The sequence below is a fragment of the Ruegeria sp. TASC047 genome, assembly GCF_059612445.1.
This window is the reverse complement of the sequence record NZ_JBXWQP010000027.1, coordinates 1-24980: the sequence shown is the minus strand read 5'-3', so window position 1 is coordinate 24980 and position 24980 is coordinate 1. Positions and strand designations below refer to the sequence as shown.

Genomic DNA, 24980 nt, shown 5'->3' with positions numbered 1-24980 from the left:
GTCAGAATATCAGTTCGGCCCCAACCCACACTGACACGAGCGCAAGCGCAAGCCCCCAAACCCGCCAGAGCATGTCACATGCGCGAAAAACTTCTGATGCACCGATCTCGCGCGGGGCGTCGCCATTGACCCAGGCCAGATCGCGCACCTGCCCGTCATAGCTGCGCGGCCCTGCCAGCGCGACATTCAGGGCGCGGGCCATGGCGGCTTCGGGCCAGCCAGCGTTGGGCGAGATATGACGCCGCGCATCCCGCACCATCTCAAACCAGCGCGACCATTGGCCGGACAGTGCCACGATCATCACGCAGGTCAGGCGGGCAGGGATCAGGTTCAGCAGGTCGTCGAACCGGGCCGCGGCCCAGCCAAAATCACGGTACGTTTCGGTGCGATAGCCGATCATGCTGTCGGCGGTGTTCACCGCCTTGTACACCAGCAACCCCGGAAGCCCGGCGACCAGAAACCAGAATGCAGGGGCAATGACCCCGTCGCTCAGGTTCTCTGCCGCGCTTTCGATGGCGGAACGCGCCACCTGTGCTTCGGTCATATCCTGCGTGTCGCGCGAGACGATCATAGCCACCTGCGCCCGCCCGTCTTCCAGCGAGGTTTGCAACCCGTCACCAACCGCGCGGACATGGGCAACCAGCGACTTTTGCGCCAGCAGAATCGCGCAGCCAAGAATTTCAACCACCGGCCCCAGCAGGGACAGACCCCACCCAAGGCCCCATGCGCCGCAGATCAGAAGGGCAAGCACCACCACCCCCTTCAACCGCCGACCGCGCCCGTAATTCAGGCGTTTGTCCAGCCATCCGATCAGGTTGCCGATCATCACCGCCGGGTGTTTGACGCGGGACCAGAGCCAGTCGGGCTCTCCCAGAGTGGCGTCCAGGCACATGGCGCAGACCAGCATCAGGGCAGGGCTCACAGCGCGGCCTCCAGCCTGTCCCACCCCTTTTCCGGTGGCAGACCCAGACGCAGAAAGGTTGTTGAATAAGGAAAGATACGGCTCCAGATATGGGCGCGGGCCAGCCGGTCCTGCCACTCCAAGGCGTCATCAAACCGATACAGACGAAACAGGCTGGTGCCACCGACGATATCTGCGCCCCTGGTCAGCATCAGCGTATCCAGCCGGGCCGCTTCATCCGCCAGCCGCGCGCGCGTGGCATCGGCCCAGTCATCGTCCGACAGGGCTTGCGTTCCAACCCGCAGGGCCGGGCCGGACACCGACCAGGGTCCGGTCAGGTCGCTCAGGCGGTTGATCAACTCAGGTCGCCCGATGGCAAACCCAAGCCGCATCCCGGCCAGCCCCCAGAACTTGCCAAAGCTCTTCAGCACGATCACGCCGGGACGTTCCGCTATATGGATCAACGATGCCTCTGGCGTGACATCGCAAAAGCTCTCGTCGATCACGGTCAGCGGGGCCGAGACATCGCGTTCCTGCCAGATGCGCCCGTCCGGGTTATTGGGATGCACGATCACGCGGGCGTCAACCGCGCCCTCAGGCTGAACACGCCACCCCTGCGCCGAAAAGGCGGCGGCGTGTTCGTTATAGGTGGGCGGCGTGATCTGGACACGCCCTGGCGCGGCCAGCGCAGGGATACGAGAGATGACAGCCGATGCACCGGGCGCCGGCAGGATTGCAGCCCCCTGCGGCACGTTCCAGAACCTGCGGGCCGCATCACTCAGCCGTTCAAAGGCACCGTGATCCGGCAATTCGGCCCAATCCCCGGCGGTCAGGCCCGCAACGGCGTAAGGATGCGGATTGATTCCGGTCGACAGATCGATCCAATCTGCACGCGCTCCGCCATACCTGACAATCGCCCTGTCCAGCCCCCCGCCGTGGTCGCGAACTGCGCGGGGGTCCAAGCCGTGATCAAGTGTACTCATCTGCTCTCTCTGCGGGGATTGACCGGTTTCGGGGTGCTTCAAGCGGATTTTTGCCATTTACACAAGCAAATCCGCCCGAACACGCAAGCGTGCGGCTGCTGTTAACACTTTGTTAAGGAAATAACGAGATCACGGACCACGGGGGTCGGCACCACTCACCATACCAAGTGCCGAGGTTGTTGCAAATGAAAGTTCTGATTGTTGAGAGTAACCCCGACCTTGGTCGGGTCTGGAAAAGACATCTGGAGCGGCAAGACGCCGAAGTCACGCTGGTTGACGCTCAGGAGGCCGCCATTCTGGCGCTCTATGGCACGGATTTTGATATCATCGTGCTGGATCTGGTTCTGGAAACCGGAAGCGCATTGGCTGTGGCCGATTTTGCCAGCTATCGCCGCCCCGAGGCGCGGGTGATTTTTGTCACCAACACCACCTTCTTTTCCGACGGGTCGATTTTTGCGCACAGTCCCAATGCCTGTGCCTATGTTCAAAGCGAAACGCCGCCAGAGGATCTGGCGGCGATGGTCGAACATTACGCCGCCGGGCGCTGATCGCGCCCATGCGGCTCCATGTAATCCAGCACCGGGTTCACCGGAATGATGCGGTGCGGATTGATGCTGTCATGGCTGTAGTGATAGTGGCGCACGATGTGATCCATGTTCACGGTCTCGGCGACACCGGGCCATTGATACAGCTCCCGCGTATAGGCCCATAGGTTTGGATAATCGATCAGGCGCTGCCTGTTGCACTTGAAATGCAGATGATAGACCGGGTCGAAGCGGATCAGGGTTGTGAACAACCGCCAATCGGCCTCGGTGATCCGGTCCCCCATCAGATACCGGTTCCGCGCCAAACGCCCTTCCAGCCAGTCCAGCGTGTCGAACAACGGGCCCACGGCGGCGTCGTAGGCCGCTTGGGAGGTGGCAAAGCCCGACTTGTAGACGCCGTTGTTGACGTCTGAATAGACTCGCGCATTGACCTCCTCGATCTCGTCCTGCATCGCCTCGGGCCAGTAATCGTCCGTATTGCCAGTGATGTCGTTGAAGGCCGAATTGAACATGCGGATGATTTCCGAACTTTCGTTCGAAACAATGGTCTCTTGCGCCTTGTCCCACAGGATCGGCACTGTGACGCGACCGGAATAGGACGGATCCGCCTTGGTATAGATCTGATGTGCATAGCTCAGCCCGTAAAGACGGTCACCCGTGGCACCGTGATCATCCGCCTCAAAGGTCCAGCCGTGATCCAGCATGTCGGGATGTACGACCGAAACCGGAACCAGATCGCTCAGCCCCTTCAACGCGCGAAAGATCAGGGTGCGATGCGCCCAGGGGCAGGCGTGGCTGACATACAGGTGATACCGCCCGGCTTCGGCCCGGAACCCGCTTTTGCCCGACGGTCCCGCGCGGCCATCAGCGGTCAGCCAGTTGCGAAACTGCGCCGCGCTGCGTTTGAATGCGCCACCCGTGGATTTGGTGTCATACCAGGTGTCTTGCCATTTTCCATCGACCAGCAGGCCCATATCTCATCCTCCGCATAGGCGTTTGGCCAAAGATAGGTCCAAGCCCCGCCTGTTCCTATGCATTTGCCCGCGCACAAGACCTGCATGCGCGCACAGGCAATGCTGGGATTTCTGTGCAACAAACCGCAGGCACAGCCCGTTGCGTGAACGCGTTCACTGGATTTTTACAACAGTTCCCGCACAATAGAGGTCATTAGCGGGGGAATGATTTAATGAGTACTTATGTTTCAAAGGAAATACGCGCCGAGTTGGACGCCGCCCGAATCGCCACATTGAAAAAGGCCAGTCGCCTTCGCGTCCAGATGGGCGACAATACCTATAAAATTCTCAAATTGTGGAAAGATGGTTTCACGGTTGAGGCGGAAACGACACCGCGTCTGCGCGGGTTGGTCGATATCTATGACGGGGCCAATCTTCTGTATCAATGCCTGATCATTGCCGATGAGGATGAAGGCGGCGAGATGCGGTATGAATTCAAACGCAGCACCGCCGCCCATGACAAGGCACCGCTGGATTTCTACCGCGCCCCGGATGCGCCCATCGCGTTGCTGGGCAACGAAGACTAAGCTCGGAGTTCTATCGTAGTACCGGGTTAGGTCGGGGTAACGCCCAACAGGCCGTTAGGCTGGCTATCGCTATGGATTTCGCCATTCAGGTCCGCGCCCGGACAACAGGCGCGGTCCATCGTGAGGCCAGTCAAACCAGACACCGCTTGGATTATTGCAGGTCGCCAAAGGCCCGTTTCAGCCGCGCGCAGGCGTCCTCGACCCGCGCTCGTTGCGTGGCCAGGTTGAACCGTTCAAACGTTTCTCCGCCAGTGCCAAAGCCCGGTCCTGACGAGGTTGCAATCCGCGCATCCTCGCGCAATCGGCGGACAAATTCAGCGTGATCCATGCCGGTGCCGGAAAAGTCGACCCAGGCCAGATAGGTCGCCTGCAAGGGCATCGACCACAGGCCCGGAATCTCGGCTATGGTCTGGTCGAACAGACGCCTGTTTCCGTCCAGATGCGCGATCTGGGCATCTGCCCATTCCGCGCCGGCCGGGCTGTAGGCGGCGTTGATCATCGCCACACCCAACGCACTGGGGCCATAATCCAGCGTTGTCAGCCGATGCTTCATCGCCTCGCGCAGTTTGGGGTCGGGAATGATCATGTTGCCGGTGCGCTGCCCGGCGATGTTAAAGGTCTTCGATGCCGCCGTCAGCGTTACCGTCCGTGGCCGCGCATCCGGGGCTGCCACATCCATCGGCACAAACTTGGCACCGGGATAGACCAGATCGTGGTGGATCTCGTCTGACACAAGGATCAACCCGTTGCGCTCGGCAAATGCGGCCACGGCGCGCAGTTCCTCCGGCGTCCAGACCCGGCCCGACGGGTTCTGCGGCGAACACCACAGCAACATCTTCTCGGACCCGTCCAGCCGCGACTGCGCGTCTTCCAGATCAATCCCGTAGCTGTCGCCGTCACGCACCAGCGGGCATTCCACAATCCGGCGGCCCGCCTTGTTCACCTTATGGGCAAACTCATGGTAGACAGGGGTGAAGGTCACGATGCGATCGCCTGGCTCGGTCCAGACATCCAGTGACAGGGCAATAGCATTGCCCAGGCCCTGGGTGGTCAGAACCCAGTCCGTGTCAATGTCCCAGTCGTGCCGGGTTTTCATCCACCACTGGACCGAGGCCAGATACTCCGGGTGCGCCCAGGAATACCCGAACACGCCGTGATCTGCGGCCTTGCGCACCGCGTCGATCACGCAGGGGGCCGTCGGGTAATCGGAATCGGCTGTCCACATGGCCAGCCCGTCCTCGGGCGAGACACCGTACAGCATCTCCATCTTGTCCCATTTGGTACTGTTGGTGCCCCGGCGGTCGATCAGGTCGTTGAAAGTCATGTCAGCTCCATTCTGATGGTCGAAAGCTAACCGCAATTCAGGCAGGTGCAAGGGGGGCGTTGCGGCGCGGGGCACGATGCCCTAAATCAGCCTCATGAAACGTAACATCCTGATCTATCCCGACCCCCGTCTCAAGAAGGTCTGCGCCCCGGTGGCCGACCTCACGGACGACCTGCGCGCGCTGGCCGATGACATGCTGGAAACGATGTATGACGCCCCCGGTGTTGGCCTTGCCGCGCCACAGATCGGCGTGCTGGATCGCTTGATCGTGCTGGATTGCGTCAAGGAAGAAGGCGAGGCGCCGCGACCCCTGATCATGTTCAACCCGCAGGTCATCGCGTCCTCGGAAGAAACCAATGTCTACGAGGAAGGCTGTCTGTCGATCCCTGATCAATACGCCGAGGTGACGCGCCCCAAAGTGGTCGATGTGACTTGGATGGACCGCGACGGAAACCTGCAACAGGAAACCTTTGACGGGCTCTGGGCCACCTGCGTTCAGCACGAGATCGATCATTTGGACGGCAAGCTGTTCATCGACTATCTCAAGCCGCTGAAACGGCAGATGATCACCCGCAAGATGCAAAAGCTCAAACGCGAACGGGCCCGTGCATGACCGTTCGTACCTGCCCGCCATGGCCTGACAAACGCCTGCGCACCAAGGCGGATGAGGTGCCCGAGATCACCGATGAGATCCGCGCCATCTGGGACGACATGATCGACACGATGGAGGCGATGCCCGGCGTCGGTCTTGCCGCGCCACAGATCGGGGTGATGCTGCGGCTGGCCGTTGTTGACGGTTCTGCCGAACGGGGCCGGGCCGTGCGTCTGGCAAACCCGGAAATCCTGCACAGTTCGATCGAGCTGCGCGAACATGAAGAGGCCAGCCCGAACCTGCCCGGCGTCTCGGCCACAATCAAACGCCCGCGCGCGGTGACCGTGAAGTTCCTGAACGAACATGGCATGCTGGACCGCCGCGATTTCGTCGGGATCGACGCGACCAGCGTGCAGCATCAGATCGACCACCTGAACGGGCGGATGTTTTTCGACCGGCTCAGCAAGGTCAAACGTGACATGCTGCTGCGCAAGGCCCGCAAACAAACCTGACGTCCGTAGGCCGGGCTTCAGCCCGGCACCCGTCCCAACTGCCGGAGCCAACGATGCGCATCATATTCATGGGAACCCCTGATTTTTCGGTCCCGGTGCTGGACGCACTCGTCAAGGCCGGGCACGACATCGCCGCCGTCTACTGTCAGCCCCCGCGCCCCGCCGGGCGTGGCAAGAAAGACCGCCCGACGCCGGTTCACGCCCGGGCCGAGGCGCTGGGCCTGCCCGTTCGCCACCCAACCTCTCTGAAATCCGCTGACGAACAGACCGCATTTGCCGCGCTGAACGCCGATATCGCCGTCGTCGTCGCGTATGGCCTGATCCTGCCGCAACCCATTCTGGACGCGCCGCGACACGGCTGCCTGAACATCCACGCCAGCCTGCTGCCGCGCTGGCGCGGTGCCGCCCCGATCCACCGGGCGATCATGTCCGGCGATGCCGAAACCGGGATCTGTATCATGCAGATGGAGGCCGGTCTGGACACCGGCCCGGTCCTGTTGCGACAGGCAACCGCGATTGAGGTTGAAGAAACCACCGCGCATCTGCATGACCGGCTCTCGGCCATGGGGGCCGCGCTGATCGTCGAGGCGCTGGCCAAGCTGCCGGACCTGATACAGGAACCGCAGCCCGAGGATGGCGTGACCTATGCCGCCAAGATCGACAAGTCCGAGGCCCGCATCGACTGGACCCGCCCGGCGGTCGAGGTCGACAGGCAAATCCGCGGGCTGTCACCCTTTCCCGGCGCATGGACCGAAATGAATGGCGAACGCATCAAGCTGCTGGCATCGCGGCTGGCAGACGGGCAGGGCGCAGCCGGTGAAGTTCTGAAAAACGACCTGCACGTGGCCTGCGGTCAGGGCGCGGTCGAACTGCTGCGCTTGCAACGGGCGGGCAAAGGCGCGCAGGATAGGGAAACCTTCCTGCGGGGCTGGCCCATTCCCACCGGCACCCGCCTGACCTAGGAGAAGCCCGATGTTCATGGTGATGATGGGGATCGTCGTGATTGCCGGGATCGTCGGATATCTGTCCGAACAGACCGGATTCACCCATAACGGCTATCTTCAGTCGATCATCATCTGCGTGGGCGGGGCGTTCCTGTTCTACTTCATCCGCATCATGTTCGGTATCAGTTTTGGCCCTCCGGGTCTGGATGCGGTGATCTCGTCTATCGGCGCCCTGATCATCGTGCCGACGCATTGGAGGAAGTGACATGCCCATCGTCGCCCTGATCATCATCGGCGCTGCCGCGGGGTTCCTCGCCACCCGCCTGATGCGGATCGAGGCGGACATTCCAACCACCATGCTGATCGGCGTCATAGGGGCTCTGATCGGTGGGTTCGTTCTGCGGTTTCTGATAACCGTCATGGGCTGGATGTCGGGTTTTGTGGGTGCGGTTCTGGGCGCATTGCTGGTGATCTGGATCTGGCAGACCTACCTGCGCCGCTGATGTATTCTTGGGCCGCGCATTCCGTCCCGGAAACCTTCACTCGACAGATAGCGCAGCAGATCAGCGCTCGTCGCACTCCAGCGCCGAGCCAAGCGCCGGGGCAGCTTTCGTCGTCATATCGAACCGGTTCGCCTCGGCGGCGGTCATCCAGTGGATGCTGTCGGCCGGGGCCGCATACAGTGTGTACCAGTAAAACGCCTCATCCACGCCGATGTCCCTGAAATAATCCAGATAGCGGTCATGTTCCGGGTCATCCTTGGGCAGCTCCGTGGCCACCAGCCCCGATCCGGCCCAGCTGTGCACGCCCACGCAGGCTCCCGGCTGCAAAACGCGGCGGCGTCCGGCCAGGAACAGATCGGTGCCGCCGCTGGCAACCAGACCGTCCGACGGCACGACGGTATCGAACCCGGCCCTGCGCACCTCGCGGCTGAAGATGACATTGGCGTCGTCATCCACCGACCCCTCGATATATTGCAGCACCAGCGTGCGCGCTTCGGGGTTTTCGGCGGTGACGTCTTCAAAAGCGGACAGCGTCGTTTCGTCAATCGTACCCGAGGCGATGATCCGGTCACCCTCGGCAACAAAGCGGACAGGTGCATAATATGTGCCGCATGAGGCCAGCAAAGCCAGTGAGACCGCTATCGATGTAAGTCTGAACGACAATTTGGCCTCCGGGCTGCGTGTTTCAAACAGCTATCAGCCCGCCCCGGTCGCGTCCACCGACAGGTTCAGTTGCGGGGCGGGCGGCTTTTGTAGACGGGCAACTGCCAGCCAAACACCAGCGACCCGGCCCGCAAGGCCCAGCACACAAAGGCGCACAGGCCCAGCACAAAGGCGGGCCCCAGCCCCAGCCTGACCGCAAGTACCGCCGTCAACGCCCCCATAAACGCGCACGAGACGTAAAGTTCGCCCTGTTTCAGCACCAGCGGCACCTCGTTGCAGACCACGTCGCGCATCAGCCCGCCCAGACACCCTGTCGTTACACCCATCAGCACGACGATGATACCGGGCTGATCCAGTGACAGCGCGGCACCGGTTCCGGCGGCAACGGCGACCGACAGCGCGAAACTGTCCAGCCAGACCAGCCAGTTATAGCGGCTTTCCACCAGATGCGCGGTAAAGAACACAAACACCGCCGCCGCGACGGCGATCAGGATGTAATCCGGCTGGCCGACCCAGAAGATCGGGTGCCGGTCCAGCAGCAGGTCGCGTACCGTGCCGCCGCCAACTGCGGTCAGGCAGGCCATGAAGGCAAAACCCACCAGATCCAGCTGCGCCCGGCTGGCCACCAGCGCCCCGGTCAGCGCAAAGATCAGAACCGAGGCATAATCCAGCAGCGTCAGCGCACTCACGCCTGCGCCTTTTTCGGCTTGAAGGGCGCCATGCCTGCGCGGGCCAGTTCATCGGCCTTTTCGTTTTCGGGATGGCCCGCATGGCCTTTGACCCATTCCCATGTCACGTCGTGGCGATCCTGCGCCTCGTCCAGACGCTGCCACAGATCGACATTCTTGACCGGCTTCTTGTTCGAGGTTTTCCAGCCGTTCCGCTTCCAGCCGAATATCCAGCCGGTGACGCCGTTCTTCACATAAGCGCTGTCGGTGACAATGGTGATCTTCGACGGGCGCTCCAGCGTCTCCAGCGCGCTGATGGCAGCCAGCAACTCCATCCGGTTGTTGGTGGTCTCGGCCTCGCCGCCGTTCAGTTCCCGCTCTTTCAGAACGCTGTCGCCGTTCATAGCGCGCAGCAGCACACCCCAGCCACCGGGGCCAGGATTGCCGGAACAGGCGCCATCTGTATAGGCAAACAACTCAGGCATGGGCGAACACCAGAATAAACCCGTCGTACGACCCGGCCAGACCCTTGCCCATCCCTTCGACCGTGCGGTCAATCGTGAACCCGGCCTGGGTCAGCGCCTCTCTTATCTCGGCTTCCGAGTAATAGGTGTAATAGCGGTCCAGATCGTCACGATGCTCGCCCGTGCCCAGCTTCATGCCCAGAAACAGCTGGCCGCCGGGCTTCAGGGCCGTGTGGATCGCTTTCAGGTGACGCGGAAAATCCGCACGCGGCGCGTGCAGCAGGGAAAAACTGGCGTAAACTCCATCATATTCGGCGGTTTCGGTAACATCGTCGAACGTACCCAGATGCGCGTCCACCCCGTTCCGGCGGGCATGTTCGACAAAGGCGGGGGTGGCATCCAGCGCCCGCACCTTCAGCCCCTGACGCATCAGGAAACCGCTGTCCGATCCGGGGCCTGACCCCAGATCCAGCACATAGCCGCCCGCACCGACCGCATCGACAAAATCCTGACGGGTCTTGAGCTGTTCGGCTGGCAGAGGAATGGCCAGATATTCGTTTACTCTGTTCGTATAGGCATCAATCGTGCGTTTGTCGCTCACAGGTACACTCCTACGGCTAGGCTGGCCAGAACGACTGCGGTCAGCAGGATACGCAGCTGCATCCACCAGACCGGCGTCAGCCGCCAGTATGAAAACAGGGCGTCCAGCAGCAGCAAGCCAGTGAACCCGTAGATCAGATTGGTGCCCGCAGTGACCGGCCCGCCACCCGTCATGGCAAAGGCCCACAGCGCAGGCAGGACCGACAGCCCATAACACAGCGCAGCCTTGCTGCCCGAGGTCTTGGTGGCAAAGCCCCACAGCACACCTGACATAAAGCTCAGGATGACCGAGCCATAGAACAGCTGCACATAAGGGCCAACAAAGCGTGGGCCAAAGTTGCGCGCGCCCCAGGCGTTCAGATCACCGTTCAGATAGGTCAGCGCGCCCCAGACAAACGGGACCAGTCCCGCCAGCCCCAGATAGAGCGGCGCCTTCGGCACGCCGGTCACGCCGGTTGCCTCAACACGCGCGGCACTTTGAATTCGACGTTTTCGGTTGCGGTCTCGACCGGCTCGACAGTGACATCGTAATGGTCGCGGAAGGCGTCGATCACCTCGTTCACCAGCAATTCCGGGGCCGATGCGCCTGCGGTCACCGCAACGCTTTTGATGCCCTGCAAAGCGCGCCAGTCGATTTCGGTCGCGCGCTGGACCAGCTGCGCGTATTTGCACCCCTCGCGCGATGCAACCTCGACCAGACGGCGGGAATTGGACGAGTTCGGAGCCCCCACAACCAGCAGCGCATCGGCCTTGGGGGCCACGGCCTTCACGGCCTCCTGCCGGTTGGTCGTGGCATAGCAAATGTCTTCCTTATGCGGGCCGACAATGGCCGGGAACCGGGCCTGAAGGGCTGCGATGATGTCCTTGGTATCATCCACCGACAGGGTGGTCTGGGTGACAAAGGCCAGCGCGTCGGGGTCGCGCACCTGCACGGCGGCCACATCCTCGACCGTTTCGACCAGCAGCACATCACCCTCGGGCAGCTGTCCCATGGTGCCAACGGTTTCGGGATGGCCCTTGTGGCCGATCATGATCATCTGCAATCCCGCATCCGCATGGCGCTGCGCCTCGACATGAACCTTCGACACCAGCGGACAGGTGGCATCCACATAGATCATCTCACGCTGCGCGGCTTCGGCTGGTACCGATTTCGGCACACCATGGGCGGAAAAGATCACCGGGCGGTCATCGGGGCATTCATGCAGTTCTTCGACAAACACAGCCCCTTGGGCCCGCAACCCGTCGACCACGAATTTGTTATGCACGATCTCGTGGCGCACATAGACCGGTGCCCCCCATTTCTGCAGGGCCATTTCAACGATCTTGATGGCGCGGTCCACACCGGCGCAGAACCCGCGGGGGGCGGCCAGATAAAGTGTCAGTGGCGGCTTGGTCATTCGGCTGTCTCCTTAGGGCACAGGTAAGTCTTTTCCCGGCCTTGGTCCAGACAGGACATTGTCATTCATCTGACACGAATCGTTGTTAGTCAGAGGATGTTTCAGCACCAATCCTTAGTTAAAGAAGCGCGGCCAGGACTCCGGTCCTGACCGCGCGAATTTTTCCCATCAACAGGCAGTGGTGCCGGATCAGCTGCCGCCTGCAACCGCGACGCTGCGATGCTCTGCCGGCATTTCACGCGGCGGGCGACCGATCACGTCACGCAGATCTTCCAACTCGATGAAGTTGTCGGCCTGACGTCGCAGCTCGTCCGAAATCATCGGCGGCTGGCTGCGGATCGTTGACACGACAGACACGCGAACGCCCTGACGTTGCAGGCTGGCGATCAGCGGGCGGAAATCCCCGTCACCCGAGAACAGCACGATATGATCCACACGCGGTGCCAGTTCCATGGCATCGACTGTCAGCTCGATATCCATGTTTCCTTTGACTTTCCGACGCCCCATGCTGTCGGTGTATTCCTTGGCCGGTTTTGTGACCATGGTGAAGCCATTGTAATGAAGCCAGTCAACCAATGGGCGGATCGGTGAATACTCGTCGTTTTCAAGCAGCGCTGTATAGTAGAAAGCCCGAAGCAACTTGCCACGGCGCATGAATTCCTGCCGCAGAAGTTTGTAGTCTATGTCAAAACCGAGTGCTTTTGCCGCGGCATAAAGATTCGAGCCGTCGATGAACAGCGCTAGCCGTTCGTCCTTATAAAACATAAATTGGTCCTTCCAGTATAATCCAGACTGCGCCGCGTTACGTGAGTGGGTGTTTTACAAATTGACGCAATCTGGTGAGCTTATAAATAGAAGTTTTGTCGCTTATCGCAAGTATGCAATGTGTCGAATATAGGGTAGCATATGTACAATTCTTTGCCAAATGCGGTTGTGGCATTGGGCGCGAATCTCGATCTGAGAGGAAATGGGCCCGCTGTAACGCTACAGCGCGCAATTGACGCACTTTCGCAACAGGGCGTAGTGATTCGCTCTGTCAGCCGGTTTTTTGCGACGCCCTGCTTCCCCGCTGGCGCTGGTCCGGACTACGTGAATGCGGCTGTGCTGATCGAAACCGACAAATCCGCGGCCCAGCTTTTGCGCGTGCTGCACGAGGTTGAACACCAGTTCGGTCGTGAACGGGTGCAGCGCTGGGGAATGCGGACGCTGGATCTGGATCTTGTATGCTATAGCGATCAGATTCTGCCTGACCGCGCCTTGTTCGACCGCTGGCTGACCCTGCCGCCCGAGGCACAGCGGCATGAGGCACCGGAACAGCTGATCCTGCCGCATCCGCGCCTTCAGGACCGCGCTTTTGTGCTTGTGCCGATGGCGGATATTGTGCCCGACTGGCGCCACCCCGTGCTTGATCGCACGGTTTCCCAGATGGTCGACGACCTGCCCCCGTCCGAGGTTGCGGCGGTTACGCCGCTGTGATCCCTGCAAATGCAGCATTTCCTGCTTGTCAAGGCGCGGAATCGCGCTTAGATAAACCCCTTCCTGACATGGACTCAGAAACGGAGAGCGCCCAATGGCCCGCGTGACGGTTGAAGATTGCGTAGACAAGGTTCCAAACCGGTTCGAACTGGTAATGCTGGCCGCCCATCGGGCGCGCGAGATTTCTGCCGGTGCCGCGATTACCGTTGACCGCGACAACGACAAGAACCCTGTCGTGTCCCTGCGCGAAATCGCCGACGAGACCCAAGGCGCTGACGCCCTGCGCGAACGCCTGATCGAGGCCAACCAGACCCAGATCGAGGTTGATGAGCCGGAAGAAGATCAGATGGCGCTGCTGATGGGTGCCGAGTCGGACAAGCCTGCGATGGACGACATGTCCGAAGAAAAGCTCCTGCGCGCTCTGATGGAGGCTCAAGGGCAGGGGTAAGCTCCAAAGACGAAGGTGCGGACCGGATGATTTCTGCTGACGATCTGATTGCGCTGGTCCGCAACTACAATCCCAAGACGAATGCTGAACGTATCGCGCTGGCCTATGAGTTTGGCCAGCAGATGCACGAAGGGCAAGTCCGCCACTCTGGCGAGCCCTACTTTACCCACCCTGTTGCCGTTGCCGCCATCCTGACCGAACAGCGTCTGGATGATGCGACGATCATCACCGCATTGCTGCATGACACGATCGAAGACACCAAGGCCAATTACGGCAAGGTGTCCGATCTGTTTGGGGATGAGGTCGCCAAGCTGGTCGACGGCGTCACCAAGCTGACCAACCTGCAACTGTCCAGCCGCGAAACCAAGCAGGCCGAGAATTTCCGCAAGCTGTTCATGGCCATGTCCAAGGACCTGCGGGTCATTCTGGTCAAGCTGGCCGACCGTCTGCACAACATGCGCACCATCAAGGCGATGCGGCCCGAAAAGCAGGTTCAGAAAGCGCGCGAGACGATGGATATCTACGCGCCGCTTGCGGGCCGCATGGGGATGCAATGGATGCGCGAGGAGCTCGAAGACCTCGCGTTCCGCGTCCTGAACCCCGAAGGCCGCCAGTCGATCATCCGTCGCTTTATCACGCTGCAACGTGAAACCGGCGATGTGATCCACCGCATCACCGGTGACATGCGTCACGAGCTGGAAAAGGCGGGCATCGAAGCCGAAGTCTTTGGCCGCGCCAAGAAACCCTATTCGATCTGGCGCAAGATGCAGGAAAAGGATCAGGGCTTCTCGCGCCTCTCGGATATCTACGGGTTCCGCATCATCACCCAGACGGAAGAAGACTGCTATCGCACGCTTGGGGCCATCCATCAGCGCTGGCGCGCGGTGCCGGGTCGGTTCAAGGACTATATCAGCCAGCCGAAATCGAATGGTTACCGCTCGATTCACACCACCGTTTCGGGCCGCGACGGCAAACGGGTCGAAGTTCAGATCCGCACCCGCCAGATGCACGATGTGGCAGAAACCGGCGTTGCGGCGCACTGGTCCTACCGGGACGGGGTGCGCACGGAAAACCCCTTTGCCGTCGACCCGGCGAAGTGGATATCCAACCTGACCGAGCAATTCGACAACGAGGACGATCACGAAGATTTCCTCGAAGCCGTCAAGCTCGAGATGTATTCGGACCAGGTCTTCTGCTTCACCCCCAAGGGCGACGTGGTGAAACTGCCGCGCGGTGCGACCCCGATCGATTTCGCCTATGCCATCCACACCCGGATCGGCCATGCCTGTGTGGGGGCCAAGGTCGATGGCATTCGCGTGCCGCTCTGGACGCGGATGAAGAACGGCCAGTCGGTCGATATCATCACCGCTGACGGGCAGACACCGCAGGTCACATGGCTTGAGATCGCCGTCACCGGCAAGGCCCGTACCGCCATCCGCCGCGCCCTGCGCGAGGTGGATCGCGAACGGTTCATCAAGCTGGGCAAGGAACTGGCGCGCTCGGGCTTTGACCATGTGGGGCGCAAGGCCACCGACAAGGCGCTTGATACCGCCGCCAAGCACCTGCGCCTGAAAGACCGGCATGAATTGCTGGCCCGTCTGGGCAGTGCCGAACTAACCGCTCATGAGGTGGTTCAGGCCGTCTATCCCGAACTGGCTCAGGATGACGGCGACGCCATTCCGCTGCGGCGCGCCGTGATCGGTCTTGAACCCGGCCAGAAATTCGACCGCGCGCCCTGCTGTCAGCCGCTGCCGGGCGAACGGATCGTCGGCATCACCTACCGGGGCAAGGGTGTTGTGGTGCACGCCATCGACTGCGACAAGCTCAGCCAATATGAAAGCGAACCGGAACGCTGGGTCGATCTGCACTGGCATTCGGGTACGCACCCGGCCGTCTATGGGGCGACACTGGATCTGACCATCGGCAACGATGCCGGGGTTCTGGGGCGCATTTGCACATTGATCGGCGAGAAAAAGGCCAATATCTCGAACCTGGAATTTGTGGACCGCAAACCGGATTTTTACCGCCTGCTGATCAATGTCGAACTGCGCGACCTTGAACAGTTGCATTCGCTGATGCTGATGCTTGAGGCTGAAAGCGATGTTGCAGCGGTCGAGCGTTATCGGGACCGGACCAAAACCGCGACCGCGGCTGGCTGAGAAGGGGTGATCACGGGTGGTATTCAAGCGCCGAGACCGACGCTCTCCTGTTCAGGTCGCATCGGAACTCGTCTATCCGCGTGGCGGATGGACCCGCGCCTTCCACTATGTCAAACACCGTGTCCGCCGCCTGCCGGATTCCCCTGACCGGATCGCCCGCGGCATCGGGGCGGGCGTTTTCGCATCCTTCACGCCGTTTTACGGGCTGCACTTTCTGGTTGCGGCAATTGGTGCGCGGCTGATCAAGGGAAATATTCTGGCCGCGCTCAGCGGCACGTTCTTTGGCAACCCCCTGACCTATGTCCCGATTGGGGTGATCTGCCTGCAAACCGGGCATTTCCTACTGGGCACCGAATATGAAGAAGGCGACACGCAGGGGCTGATGGGCAAATTTGCCGACGCCATCGGTGACCTCAAGGACAACCTTCTTGCGCTCTTTACTGATCGCGTGGCCGACTGGCACGGGCTGGGGCAGTTCTACGATGACGTTTTCTATCCCTACATGATTGGCGGCATCATCCCCGGTATCGTGGCGGGCATCATCTGCTACTACCTCAGCCTGCCGCTGATCCTGACCTACCAGCAGCGCCGCCGCGCGAAGATCAAGGCAAAGTTTGAAGAAATCAAACGTCTGGCCGGAGAAACAACTGCCAGTCCCGCGCCAAGATCGCTAAGGTCGGGGCGAAAATCTGCAAAAGGAACCAAATGATGTCCGAAAGCCGTCTGCGTCTGGGTGTGAATATCGATCATGTCGCCACCGTGCGCAACGCGCGCGGCGGGGCCTATCCTGACCCGCTGCGCGCCGCCAAGCTGGCAGAAGAAGCCGGCGCCGACGGCATCACCGCGCATCTGCGCGAAGACCGCCGCCATATCTCGGACGCCGATATCGACGGCCTGATGGAGGTTCTGTCGGTGCCTCTGAACTTTGAAATGGCCGCCACCGAAGAGATGCAGAAAATCGCCCTGCGCCACAAGCCGCACGCCGTCTGTATCGTTCCCGAAAAGCGCGAGGAACGCACAACCGAAGGCGGGCTCGAAGTCGCGCGCGAGGAAAACAAGCTGGCCCATTTCATCGCCCCCCTGCGCGAGGCCGGGTGCCGCGTGTCAATCTTCATCGCCGCGGATCAGCGCCAGATCGAGGCCGCGCACCGTATCGGTGCCGAGGTGATCGAGTTGCACACCGGCGCCTATTGCGACGCCCACGCCGAAGGCCGCATGGACGCCGCCGCGCGCGAGCTTGAATCGCTGCGCCAGATGTCCACCTTTGCCCATTCTCTGGGGCTCGAGGTCCATGCAGGCCATGGCCTGACCTACGACTCCGTAAAGCCGGTTGCCGCCTTCCCTGAGGTCATGGAACTGAACATCGGGCATTTCCTGATTGGCGAGGCAATCTTTCTGGGTCTCACCCCCGCCATTCGGGAAATGCGCCGTCTGATGGACGAGGCACGCGCGTGATCACCCCCGGCTTTATCGCCATCTGGTTCGCCTGGCTGATGGCCGGGGGCTCGCCGGGCCCGGCCACGATGGGCATTGCCGGAACCGCCATGAACGAAGGCCGCACCGCCGGGCTGGCCTTTGCCCTTGGCATCTGCGCCGGATCGGCCGCTTGGGGCATTGCCGCAGCGCTGGGCCTGTCGGCGGTCATGCTGGCCAATGTCTGGCTGTTCGAGGTGATCCGCTATGTCGGCGTGGCCTATCTGGGCTGGCTGGCGCTGAAGGCCCTGAAACGCGCGATGACCTCGGATGAGGAGGTCGCCCTGGGCAAACCGGTCACCGGCACGCTGCCCACGATCTTTGCCAAAGGTGCGGCGATCCACCTGACCAACCCCAAGGCAATCCTCAGCTGGGGGTCGATCTATGCCATCGTCGCGCCAAGCGATGCCAGCCTACCGATGCTGCTGGGCTATTTCGCCATGCTGTACGCAGGATCACTGATGATCTTCGTCGGCTATGCGTTTTTGTTCTCATCCGCCCGCATGGTCCGCACCTACCGTCGCGCCCGCCGCTGGTTCGATTTCGCCTTCGCCGGGTTCTTCGGGGTGGCGAGTTACAAGATCCTGACGGTGCGGTTGGGGTGATCAACCTTTGGACATCCGAGCAAAAAACCTTGTTGTTTAACCGGGTTTGGTACGTGGTTTGTTTCGTTGTTAGTATGATGCTGTCGGTTTCGTCGGGCTTTGCCCGGGAAAAACTGGGCCTCGAAGGTGTGTTTTTCTTTCCGGTCGATTTCTTTGTGACCCCCAGCTTTATGGCAGCAGTGGTTCTCACACATCCATGGTCAAAGAGGTTTTCTGAAACAACCGCAAACGCCACATTGTGGTACAACGCAGCCTACATGGTTGGTCTTTCAGTGGCGGTGTTGTGGGCTATGCAACTCGCAGCATTGTTTTACCACTTCAGGTATTGGCACCAATTTGATTTTTCGGCTTTCGCTTTTAGAAACAGTGCTCTGCTGTTTTGGGCAGCGGTTTCTATAGGCATCTGCCGAGCCGTGCTATCGCAATCGATACAGGCAAAACGAACGCTTTTTGGCGGTGAAAGAAGCTGACACAACTGATCCTCGGTATCGGTACAGACCTGGCAAACGCACGCAAATTGATTTCCGCAAAATCCGGTGGAAGCGCTAGGGCGCGTTCGAGATTTCCAGAAACCAATCCGCCACGGTATCACCCCAACCGGGCTGCCTGCCGTGGCCATGTGGCCCAAGCGCCAGGGTGACAGAGCCGTCCTGACACTTGCTCCACTTCTTTCGCCAAGATGCGCCCTCTGTTGCAACGCTGTTTGCCATCTGCCCGCATCCATTGGTTCTGGTCAGAATTTCAATGGATTTCAAAACGCTGCCCTGTTCGAAATCATAGTCCCCAAAGGTCACAAAACGCCCCTCCAGCGGGACGGTGCGGTCTGCAAATCCGTGGGAATGATGCATGTGAACCGGGCCGCTGCACCGCCGCCACATTGGCTCCCAAAAGGCCCCTGATGCCGAGGCATAGGCAAAGGCAAAGGAATGGTCCGTGCAGGCCTTGTCCCAAACCAGTGATCCGCCGCGTGAATACCCCGCCAGCAAAATGCGATCTGCGTTCAGGTCGAAACGGGCAATGGCGTCTTCCTTGATCTGCTCCAGCGCGGCCAGATCATCCCGCGGCCAGCGATAACCATCATGCACCCCCCAATCCAGCGCCTTGGGGTTGCCAATGTCGACCTGACCGTTCGGCGCGATAAAGGCGATGCCGCGGTCGGTAAAGGCCGCCGCGAGGCCGGAAAGATTCACAGCTGAATTCGCCGTTGCCCCATAGCCATGCAGATAGATAACAGCTGGCGGCTCGGGCGCGGCCTCGGGCAGAACCACCCGATAGGACAACTCTCCTACCTGACAGGGGGTTTCCTCGGTTCCGCAATCCTGTGCAAAAGCGGGGGAAACGGTGCTTGCGACAATGCCAGCCACCGCGATTGCCATGAACGGAATTTTTAACATTGCGTCCCCCGTACCAACGTAAAAATTGAACATTCCGGTAAAGTATATCACGGAATGCGGCAACCAACCGCTTGCGCGTGGTCATCAATTGCCGTTGATTGGCCCGACCAGAGAAATGAGAGCCACATGATCCTCGGCATCGGCACAGACCTTGCAAATATCGACCGCATTCAGGGCACGCTTGACCGTTTCGGCGACCGGTTCCGCAACCGTGTCTTTACCGACACCGAACAGCGCAAGGCCGAACGCCGTGCGGATACCGCAGGTACTTATGCCAAGCGCTGGGCCGCGAAAGAGGCCTGTTCCAAGGCGCTCGGCACCGGCCTGCGCATGGGCATTTCGTGGAAGGACATGGCCGTCACCAACCTGCGCACCGGGCAGCCGGTGATGCATGTCACCGGCTGGGCTGCCGAACGCCTGAACGAACTGACCCCCGCAGGGCACGAGGCGATCATCCACGTCACGCTGACCGATGACCACCCCTGGGCACAGGCCTTTGTCGTGATCGAGGCGCGTCCCCTGCAAGATCACGTCACACAGCCTTGACTTGACCCCATCCCCCCCGCATGTAGCAGCGAAGCCAAGCACAGAGAACTGGAGAGAGCAGTATGGCCGACGAAGCCAAAACCGGAAGCGGCGTCTGGGAAACGATCAAGACCATCGTCTATGCCCTGCTGATCGCGGGCGTGTTCCGGACACTCTTCTTTCAACCGTTCTGGATTCCCTCCGGTTCGATGAAGCAGACGCTGCTGATCGGCGATTTCCTCTTCGTCAACAAGATGGCCTACGGCTATTCCTACGCCTCATGCCCCAGCCTGATCATTCCCAGTGTAGGCCTGAATATCGACGCCGAAGATCTCTGCGGCTGGATGCAGGGTGATGACGACAGCCGCATCTGGGGCGGCGACCCCGTGCGCGGCGATGTCATCGTCTTCCGCCACCCGGTCAGCGGGCGCGATTATATCAAGCGCCTGATCGGCCTGCCGGGCGACCGCATTCAGGTCCGCGAGGGGCAGATCATCCTCAACGGCACACCGGTTCCGCAACAGCCTGACGGCATATTCACCGAAATCGCCGAACCGCAGGGCCCGCAACGCCTGCGCCCGCGCTGCGAAAACGGCCCCGTTGGCGTTGGCGGCGCCTGTGAAAAGTCACGCCTGATTGAAACCCTGCCCAACGGCGTCACCTATGACGTGCTGAATATCGGCAATCAGGGCTCGGACAATACCGGCATCTATACCGTGCCCGAAGGCCACTATTTCTTCATGGGCGACAACCGCGACAACTCGGCTGACAGCCGCCTGCCGCAATCCGCTGGCGGGGTTGGCTATGTGCCCTACGAAAACCTGATCGGTCGCGCCGACCGGATCATGTTCTCGTCCGCCGGCCGGTCTATGCTGTTCTTCTGGACCTGGCGCGGGGATCGCTTCTTCAAGGCGGTCAATTGAAGCTCTCAGCCGAGATAAAGGCGTTTCAGCAGCGTTTGGGGTATGAATTTGCCAACCCCGAGTTTCTGGTGCGTGCGCTGACCCACGGCTCGGTCTCATCGTCGACCCGGCCCGACAATCAGCGGTTGGAGTTTCTGGGCGACCGCGTACTGGGCCTTGTCATGGCCACCGCGCTGCTTGAGGCCGACAAGAAAGCCTCCGAAGGCCAGCTTGCGCCCCGGTTCAACGCGCTCGTCCGGAAAGAGGCCTGCGCAGATGTCGCCCGCCAAATCGATCTGGGCGCGGTGCTGAAACTGGGCCGGTCCGAGATGCTCTCGGGTGGGCGCCGCAAACAGGCGCTGCTGGGCGACGCGATGGAGGCGGTAATTGCTGCCATCTACCGCGACGCCGGGTTCGAAGCCGCCCGCGATGTCATCCTCGCCCTCTGGGGCGACCGCATCCACAAGGTCGAGGCCGACGCCCGTGACGCCAAAACAGCGCTTCAGGAATGGGCACAGGCGCGCGGCCAGAAACCACCCAGCTATGTCGAGGTCAAACGCAGCGGCCCCGACCACGCCCCCGTCTTCACCATCGCCGCCCGCCTTCAGGACGGAACCGAGGCACAAGCCACCGCAGGCTCCAAGCGCCAGGCCGAACAGGCGGCCGCCAAGGCGTTGCTGGGGCAATTGGTTTGATCTGTAGCGCGGATCCCGGCACATGAAGATCAGACCGGCACAAAAGTCGGACGCCGCTAGCCTTGCGGCACTCTCGATCGAAGTCTGGGTCGGCACCTATTTGCGGCGTGGCGTGAACTCCTTCTTTGCCGAGTTCGCTCTGTCCGAGTTCACAGCGGCCCGGTTCGAATCCCTTCTGGAAGATGGGAAAGACCTTTTGATGGTCTCTGAAAACGAAGATGGGATCGACGGTTACATTCGGCTGGCTGAAGAACGCGTTGCACCTCTTGATGGGCTGTCTGATCTAGAGATTGTGACGTTTTACGTCCAGCCTCGCCATCACGGAAAAGGCATCGGTTCAGCACTATTGGACGTTGCGGTCGACTATACGCGGGACAAAGGCCGGAATGCGATCTGGCTGACGACCAATTCCGAGAACAAGCCCGCAATCGATTTCTATCTGGCCAAGGGGTTCCGACAAGTCGGTGTCACAGATTTTCGCATCGGGGACCAAGCCTATCCCAACCATGTTTTGGCGCTGAACATGCCAGAGCGTCGCTAAGATCACTCCACCCGGATGAACCCGGTCAGCCCGGTTTTCTGATGTTCGATCACATGGCAATGAAACGCCCAGTCGCCAGGGTTGTCCGCCACCAGTGCGATATCCGCCACCTCATCCTTCAACAGCAGCATCGTGTCGGTCATCAGCGGTGGCAGGGTGCGCAGATTGGATCGCAGCGGCACGAAGGCCAGCCCGTGCAGGTGGATCGGATGCAGGTTGGGCGACTCGTTGCGCAGCCGCAGGACATAACTTTTGCCCTGTTCCAGAACCGCCAGCGGCCCGGTGCCCTGCGCTGCATCACCCGGCCAGGGTTTGCGGTTGATCGACCAGAAACTATACCCCAGCGTGCCGCAGAACCCGTCATTCGGGGCACCGCCTTTGGGGGTCCAGCCAAAGACGAACTCATGCAATTCCGCACGGTCCGGATCGGGGCGCGCAACGGGATTTGCACGCAGCGGGCGCAGCTCTCTCAGATCACGCGCCGCTGATGTGCCGGTCGCCCGCAAGCGCGCCATGGCGCGGTGCGGCTGGCCGGGAAACTTGGCCATCAGCTCCGCCGACTGTCCTTCGCCCTCGGGTATCCGGACGGCAAAATCCACTCGCTGACCGGGGCCCAGCAACAGCGGTTCGTCCGCCGTTGGCACCGGCAGATCGATCTCGACCGGATGCCCGTCCCAGGCGATGATCCGGGTCTCGGCCCCCTCGGGATGCAGCTTATAGATGCGGGTCGTGTCCGTGTTGACCACCCGCAGCCGCACCAGACTGCCCGCCGCGTGCTCATAAACTGCCGTGCTCTGCCAGTTGGCGGTCTGCACCGTACCAAACGTGCCCGCCCGCGCCGCACCCCGCGCCGTATAGGCCGGCAGGAACGCGTCATCCTCGTCCAGACGGAAATCCCGCAGATTGATCACCTGTTCGCTGTCGAACCCCGGCTCTTCCGGCTCGGCAATCACCATCACGCCGGTCAGCCCGCGCGCCATCTGCTCCATCGTCATGCAATGGGGGTGATACCAGTAGGTCCCCGCATCCGGTGGCGTGAACTCATAGGTGAAACTTTCACCCTCGCCGATGGGCATCTGGGTCAGGTAGGGTACCCCGTCCATCTCGTTTCGAATACGCAGCCCGTGCCAGTGCATCGAAGTGTAATCCGGCAAGGTGTTGCGCACGCTCAGCCGCATAGGCTCGCCCTGCCGCCCATGCAGAACCGGCGGCGGCGCATCGGGCGACAGGCTGACCATCCCCGTGGTCAGCCCTTCGCGCAGCCGGTAACTGGCAGGCTGCAGCACCAGTTCCTGTGCTGCATCACCTGCTGCCAGCGACCATCCGCCCAACCCAAACGCGCCAGCGGCGGCACCGCTTCCAAGAAGAAACTCGCGACGTTTCATGACAACCTCACTGAAAGGATTTGCTGCCGGGCTGGAACTGGCTGGGCATCTGAGCCTGTCCTGCCACCGCAAACGCAGGGCCGCAATGCGACAAATCCCTCTGGCCCGCCGCCCCTTTCTGCTATAGGGGGGCGCAGTTGCAGACAGGATTGCCAGACATATGACCACACGCGCCGGATTTATCGCCCTGATCGGAGAGCCCAACGCAGGCAAATCCACCCTCCTGAACCGCATGGTCGGGGCCAAGGTCTCGATCGTGACCCATAAGGTGCAGACCACGCGTGCGCGTATCCGCGGCGTTGCGATGGAAGGTGACGCGCAACTGGTCTTTGTGGACACGCCGGGCCTGTTCAAACCGCGCCGCCGTCTGGACCGTGCCATGGTCGCCGCCGCCTGGGGCGGGGCCGCCGATGCCGATATCGTCGTGCTGATGGTCGAGGCGCATCGCGGCATCACCGAAGGGGTCGAACGCATCCTCGAAGGGCTGGCCGAGATCGGGCAGGGCCGCACCATCGCGCTGGCCATCAACAAGATCGACAAGGTGCCGTCCGAGAAACTGCTGGCCCTGACCAGCGACCTGAACGCGCGCTACCCCTTCGCCGAAACCTTCATGATCTCGGCCGAAAAAGGCCACGGCGTCGACGACCTGCGCAAATGGCTGGCGGGCGAATTGCCCGAAGGCCCGTGGCTTTATCCCGAAGATCAGATCGCCGATCTGCCCCTGCGCATGATCGCCGCTGAAATGACGCGCGAGAAGCTGACCCTGCGCCTGCATCAGGAACTGCCCTACCAACTGACGGTCGAGACCGAGACCTGGGAAGAACGCAAGGACGGCTCGGCCAGAATCGATCAGGTCATCTATGTCATGCGCGACGGCCACAAGGGCATCGTTCTGGGCAAGAAGGGCGAGACGATCAAGGCCGTCAGTCAGGCCGCGCGGGCGGAACTGGAAGAGTTCCTAGACCGCAAGATCCACCTGTTCCTGCAAGTGAAAGTCCGGCCCAACTGGCTTGAGGAATCCGAGCGCTATTCGGAAATGGGTCTGGATTTCAAAGACGGCAACGCATGACCCGCCTGACCGCCGATTTCTGGGTGCACGCCTATCTGGCGCGGCTCCGGTTTCAGGAAATCCCCGCCTTTGTTGTGGCCCATGGCGATGACACCGCGGGCGCGGTTCTGGTCAAGCTCAACACGCTCGACGGGCAGGCCACCGCCTTTCAGCGCAGCTTTGATCTGATGAGCGGCGAACGCACATGGGTCGAACTTTCCTCCGGCCCCGAGGGCGACGTGGATCACGCCATCCAGCGCCAGCGCAGCTTTGACCCCGACCTCTGGGTGATCGAGGTTGAAGACCGGCAAGGCCGGCACCTGCTGGGCGAAGAGGGGCTGGAGTAGCGGGCCAGATGCATGTCGGCTTTGAACCCAAAGCGGGCGCTCCTCGCCCAACGAAATGGCCACCCCAACAGTCGTATCCGCTGCTAGAAGACAACCCTAGCACGCAGACCAACGATCGTGATGCTAGACCGTCCGGGATTAAGCAGCGGATTGTTGATGAACTGGATCGGCGGTGTGATCTGGAGGCTAGGCGAAATCGAGAAGCGATAGAATGCTTCCAGCGTTGTCTGGCTGCCGGGAATGCCATTCGCTTCGGCCCAGTTCAGCCCTAGGGTCAGGACTCATAGCCAATAGATGACGGTGGCCGCCAGTGCGATGGCTGATAGGAAGACCTTTGGGCACCTGT

General features: G+C 61.1%; 35 protein-coding genes. 21 read left to right on the top strand and 14 right to left on the bottom strand.

What is annotated here, in order from left to right; genetic code table 11:
- Position 1: 1 nt before the first annotated feature.
- Both cbiB and cobD read right to left on the bottom strand, forming a co-directional pair.
- Positions 2-922: an adenosylcobinamide-phosphate synthase CbiB gene (gene cbiB, locus AC2FLO_RS06155; RefSeq protein ID WP_496753867.1), complete on the bottom strand. Its 921-nt coding sequence runs from the start codon at positions 920-922 to the stop codon at positions 2-4.
- Positions 919-1884 (bottom strand): threonine-phosphate decarboxylase CobD, encoded by a 966-nt coding sequence (gene cobD / locus AC2FLO_RS06150; protein ID WP_496753869.1) that lies wholly within the window; start codon positions 1882-1884, stop codon positions 919-921. The genes cbiB and cobD overlap by 4 nt, the downstream gene beginning before the upstream one ends.
- A 185-nt stretch (positions 1885-2069) precedes the next feature.
- On the opposite strand from cobD, the gene AC2FLO_RS06145 reads away from it, so the two are divergent.
- Positions 2070-2432, top strand: coding sequence for a response regulator transcription factor (locus AC2FLO_RS06145; RefSeq protein WP_209506176.1), 363 nt, complete (start codon positions 2070-2072; stop codon positions 2430-2432).
- Here the strand turns inward: AC2FLO_RS06145 and AC2FLO_RS06140 are convergent.
- Complete coding sequence (locus AC2FLO_RS06140; RefSeq protein WP_496753871.1) at positions 2414-3403, bottom strand: glutathione S-transferase family protein; 990 nt, start codon at positions 3401-3403, stop codon at positions 2414-2416. The genes AC2FLO_RS06145 and AC2FLO_RS06140 overlap by 19 nt on opposite strands.
- A 212-nt stretch (positions 3404-3615) precedes the next feature.
- Between AC2FLO_RS06140 and AC2FLO_RS06135 the strand changes: the two genes are divergently transcribed.
- Positions 3616-3969 carry a hypothetical protein gene (locus AC2FLO_RS06135; protein ID WP_496753873.1) on the top strand — a complete coding sequence of 118 codons (354 nt, stop codon included), beginning with the start codon at positions 3616-3618 and terminating at the stop codon, positions 3967-3969.
- Positions 3970-4120: 151 nt separating this feature from the next.
- Here AC2FLO_RS06135 and AC2FLO_RS06130 read toward each other — a convergent pair whose 3' ends face one another.
- Entirely contained in the window at positions 4121-5293 is a 1173-nt protein-coding gene (locus tag AC2FLO_RS06130) for a MalY/PatB family protein (protein ID WP_496811651.1), read from the bottom strand.
- A 94-nt stretch (positions 5294-5387) separates the two neighbouring features.
- Between AC2FLO_RS06130 and def (AC2FLO_RS06125) the strand changes: the two genes are divergently transcribed.
- Genes def (AC2FLO_RS06125) through AC2FLO_RS06105 form a run of 5 tightly spaced genes read left to right on the top strand, consistent with a single transcriptional unit; the run spans position 5388 to position 7844 of the window.
- Positions 5388-5906, top strand: a complete 519-nt coding sequence (def, locus tag AC2FLO_RS06125; protein WP_267364061.1) for a peptide deformylase — start codon at positions 5388-5390, stop codon at positions 5904-5906.
- Entirely contained in the window at positions 5903-6397 is a 495-nt protein-coding gene (def, locus tag AC2FLO_RS06120; protein ID WP_496753876.1) for a peptide deformylase, read from the top strand. The genes def (AC2FLO_RS06125) and def (AC2FLO_RS06120) overlap by 4 nt, the downstream gene beginning before the upstream one ends.
- Before the next feature lie 53 nt (positions 6398-6450).
- Positions 6451-7359 carry a methionyl-tRNA formyltransferase gene (fmt, locus tag AC2FLO_RS06115; protein ID WP_496753878.1) on the top strand — a complete coding sequence of 303 codons (909 nt, stop codon included), beginning with the start codon at positions 6451-6453 and terminating at the stop codon, positions 7357-7359.
- A 10-nt stretch (positions 7360-7369) separates the two neighbouring features.
- Positions 7370-7606: a hypothetical protein gene (locus AC2FLO_RS06110; protein WP_496753880.1), complete on the top strand. Its 237-nt coding sequence runs from the start codon at positions 7370-7372 to the stop codon at positions 7604-7606.
- Position 7607: 1 nt separating this feature from the next.
- Complete coding sequence (locus AC2FLO_RS06105) at positions 7608-7844, top strand: GlsB/YeaQ/YmgE family stress response membrane protein (RefSeq protein ID WP_267364067.1); 237 nt, start codon at positions 7608-7610, stop codon at positions 7842-7844.
- Positions 7845-7904: 60 nt separating this feature from the next.
- On the opposite strand, the gene AC2FLO_RS06100 is transcribed toward AC2FLO_RS06105, so the two are convergent.
- The 7 genes from AC2FLO_RS06100 to AC2FLO_RS06070 all read right to left on the bottom strand — a co-directional run bounded on the left by AC2FLO_RS06100 (position 7905) and on the right by AC2FLO_RS06070 (position 12401).
- The gene (locus AC2FLO_RS06100) at positions 7905-8507 is read right to left on the bottom strand and encodes a COG3904 family protein (protein WP_496753882.1); all 603 of its coding nucleotides are present in this window, start codon (positions 8505-8507) and stop codon (positions 7905-7907) included.
- Between the two features lie 65 nt (positions 8508-8572).
- Positions 8573-9196, bottom strand: coding sequence for a trimeric intracellular cation channel family protein (locus tag AC2FLO_RS06095; RefSeq protein ID WP_496753883.1), 624 nt, complete (start codon positions 9194-9196; stop codon positions 8573-8575).
- Positions 9193-9660 carry a ribonuclease HI gene (gene rnhA / locus AC2FLO_RS06090; protein ID WP_480559673.1) on the bottom strand — a complete coding sequence of 156 codons (468 nt, stop codon included), beginning with the start codon at positions 9658-9660 and terminating at the stop codon, positions 9193-9195. Before rnhA ends, AC2FLO_RS06095 begins: the two co-directional genes overlap by 4 nt.
- Entirely contained in the window at positions 9653-10240 is a 588-nt protein-coding gene (locus AC2FLO_RS06085; RefSeq protein WP_496753885.1) for a class I SAM-dependent methyltransferase, read from the bottom strand. The genes rnhA and AC2FLO_RS06085 overlap by 8 nt, the downstream gene beginning before the upstream one ends.
- Complete coding sequence (locus tag AC2FLO_RS06080; RefSeq protein WP_496753886.1) at positions 10237-10689, bottom strand: DUF3429 domain-containing protein; 453 nt, start codon at positions 10687-10689, stop codon at positions 10237-10239. The genes AC2FLO_RS06085 and AC2FLO_RS06080 overlap by 4 nt, the downstream gene beginning before the upstream one ends.
- Positions 10686-11636 (bottom strand): 4-hydroxy-3-methylbut-2-enyl diphosphate reductase, encoded by a 951-nt coding sequence (ispH, locus tag AC2FLO_RS06075; RefSeq protein ID WP_480483764.1) that lies wholly within the window; start codon positions 11634-11636, stop codon positions 10686-10688. The genes AC2FLO_RS06080 and ispH overlap by 4 nt, the downstream gene beginning before the upstream one ends.
- 189 nt (positions 11637-11825) lie before the next feature.
- Positions 11826-12401, bottom strand: a complete 576-nt coding sequence (locus AC2FLO_RS06070) for a LabA-like NYN domain-containing protein (protein ID WP_209506211.1) — start codon at positions 12399-12401, stop codon at positions 11826-11828.
- Between the two features lie 141 nt (positions 12402-12542).
- Here AC2FLO_RS06070 and folK point away from each other — a divergent pair, with 141 nt between their 5' ends.
- The 7 genes from folK to AC2FLO_RS06035 all read left to right on the top strand — a co-directional run bounded on the left by folK (position 12543) and on the right by AC2FLO_RS06035 (position 18267).
- A complete protein-coding gene (gene folK, locus AC2FLO_RS06065; RefSeq protein WP_496753888.1) occupies positions 12543-13112 on the top strand; it encodes a 2-amino-4-hydroxy-6-hydroxymethyldihydropteridine diphosphokinase in 570 nt (189 codons plus the stop codon).
- Between the two features lie 94 nt (positions 13113-13206).
- Positions 13207-13560 (top strand): DNA-directed RNA polymerase subunit omega, encoded by a 354-nt coding sequence (gene rpoZ, locus AC2FLO_RS06060; RefSeq protein WP_209506215.1) that lies wholly within the window; start codon positions 13207-13209, stop codon positions 13558-13560.
- A 26-nt stretch (positions 13561-13586) separates the two neighbouring features.
- A complete protein-coding gene (locus tag AC2FLO_RS06055; RefSeq protein WP_496753890.1) occupies positions 13587-15719 on the top strand; it encodes a RelA/SpoT family protein in 2133 nt (710 codons plus the stop codon).
- A gap of 16 nt (positions 15720-15735) precedes the next feature.
- Positions 15736-16428: a DUF2062 domain-containing protein gene (locus tag AC2FLO_RS06050; RefSeq protein ID WP_496753892.1), complete on the top strand. Its 693-nt coding sequence runs from the start codon at positions 15736-15738 to the stop codon at positions 16426-16428.
- On the top strand, positions 16428-17174 hold the full coding sequence (locus AC2FLO_RS06045; protein ID WP_480483761.1) for a pyridoxine 5'-phosphate synthase: 747 nt from the start codon (positions 16428-16430) through the stop codon (positions 17172-17174). Before AC2FLO_RS06050 ends, AC2FLO_RS06045 begins: the two co-directional genes overlap by 1 nt.
- Positions 17171-17797 carry a LysE family translocator gene (locus tag AC2FLO_RS06040; RefSeq protein WP_496753894.1) on the top strand — a complete coding sequence of 209 codons (627 nt, stop codon included), beginning with the start codon at positions 17171-17173 and terminating at the stop codon, positions 17795-17797. Before AC2FLO_RS06045 ends, AC2FLO_RS06040 begins: the two co-directional genes overlap by 4 nt.
- Complete coding sequence (locus tag AC2FLO_RS06035; RefSeq protein WP_496753896.1) at positions 17794-18267, top strand: hypothetical protein; 474 nt, start codon at positions 17794-17796, stop codon at positions 18265-18267. The genes AC2FLO_RS06040 and AC2FLO_RS06035 overlap by 4 nt, the downstream gene beginning before the upstream one ends.
- Positions 18268-18342: 75 nt before the next feature.
- On the opposite strand, the gene AC2FLO_RS06030 is transcribed toward AC2FLO_RS06035, so the two are convergent.
- A complete protein-coding gene (locus AC2FLO_RS06030) occupies positions 18343-19191 on the bottom strand; it encodes a CE1 family esterase (protein ID WP_496753898.1) in 849 nt (282 codons plus the stop codon).
- A 126-nt stretch (positions 19192-19317) separates the two neighbouring features.
- On the opposite strand from AC2FLO_RS06030, the gene acpS reads away from it, so the two are divergent.
- The 4 genes from acpS to AC2FLO_RS06010 all read left to right on the top strand — a co-directional run bounded on the left by acpS (position 19318) and on the right by AC2FLO_RS06010 (position 21854).
- Entirely contained in the window at positions 19318-19737 is a 420-nt protein-coding gene (acpS, locus tag AC2FLO_RS06025) for a holo-ACP synthase (RefSeq protein WP_209506227.1), read from the top strand.
- Between the two features lie 62 nt (positions 19738-19799).
- Positions 19800-20639: a signal peptidase I gene (gene lepB, locus AC2FLO_RS06020; protein ID WP_480870920.1), complete on the top strand. Its 840-nt coding sequence runs from the start codon at positions 19800-19802 to the stop codon at positions 20637-20639.
- Positions 20636-21313 carry a ribonuclease III gene (rnc, locus tag AC2FLO_RS06015; RefSeq protein WP_496753900.1) on the top strand — a complete coding sequence of 226 codons (678 nt, stop codon included), beginning with the start codon at positions 20636-20638 and terminating at the stop codon, positions 21311-21313. Before lepB ends, rnc begins: the two co-directional genes overlap by 4 nt.
- A 22-nt stretch (positions 21314-21335) precedes the next feature.
- A complete protein-coding gene (locus tag AC2FLO_RS06010; protein WP_480586384.1) occupies positions 21336-21854 on the top strand; it encodes a GNAT family N-acetyltransferase in 519 nt (172 codons plus the stop codon).
- 2 nt (positions 21855-21856) lie between these two features.
- Here AC2FLO_RS06010 and AC2FLO_RS06005 read toward each other — a convergent pair whose 3' ends face one another.
- Positions 21857-23239, bottom strand: a complete 1383-nt coding sequence (locus AC2FLO_RS06005; RefSeq protein ID WP_496753902.1) for a multicopper oxidase family protein — start codon at positions 23237-23239, stop codon at positions 21857-21859.
- Here AC2FLO_RS06005 and AC2FLO_RS06000 point away from each other — a divergent pair.
- Genes AC2FLO_RS06000 through AC2FLO_RS05990 form a run of 3 tightly spaced genes read left to right on the top strand, consistent with a single transcriptional unit; the run spans position 23238 to position 24634 of the window.
- Entirely contained in the window at positions 23238-23366 is a 129-nt protein-coding gene (locus AC2FLO_RS06000) for a hypothetical protein (RefSeq protein WP_480586378.1), read from the top strand. The two genes, AC2FLO_RS06005 and AC2FLO_RS06000, sit on opposite strands and share 2 nt — an antisense overlap.
- A gap of 33 nt (positions 23367-23399) precedes the next feature.
- Positions 23400-24308 (top strand): GTPase Era, encoded by a 909-nt coding sequence (gene era / locus AC2FLO_RS05995; RefSeq protein ID WP_209506233.1) that lies wholly within the window; start codon positions 23400-23402, stop codon positions 24306-24308.
- The gene (locus AC2FLO_RS05990) at positions 24305-24634 is read left to right on the top strand and encodes a DUF1491 family protein (RefSeq protein WP_209598772.1); all 330 of its coding nucleotides are present in this window, start codon (positions 24305-24307) and stop codon (positions 24632-24634) included. The genes era and AC2FLO_RS05990 overlap by 4 nt, the downstream gene beginning before the upstream one ends.
- 83 nt (positions 24635-24717) lie before the next feature.
- Here the strand turns inward: AC2FLO_RS05990 and AC2FLO_RS05985 are convergent, their stop codons facing one another.
- Positions 24718-24876: a carbohydrate porin gene (locus tag AC2FLO_RS05985; protein ID WP_480586717.1), complete on the bottom strand. Its 159-nt coding sequence runs from the start codon at positions 24874-24876 to the stop codon at positions 24718-24720.
- Between the last annotated feature and the right edge of the window lie 104 nt (positions 24877-24980).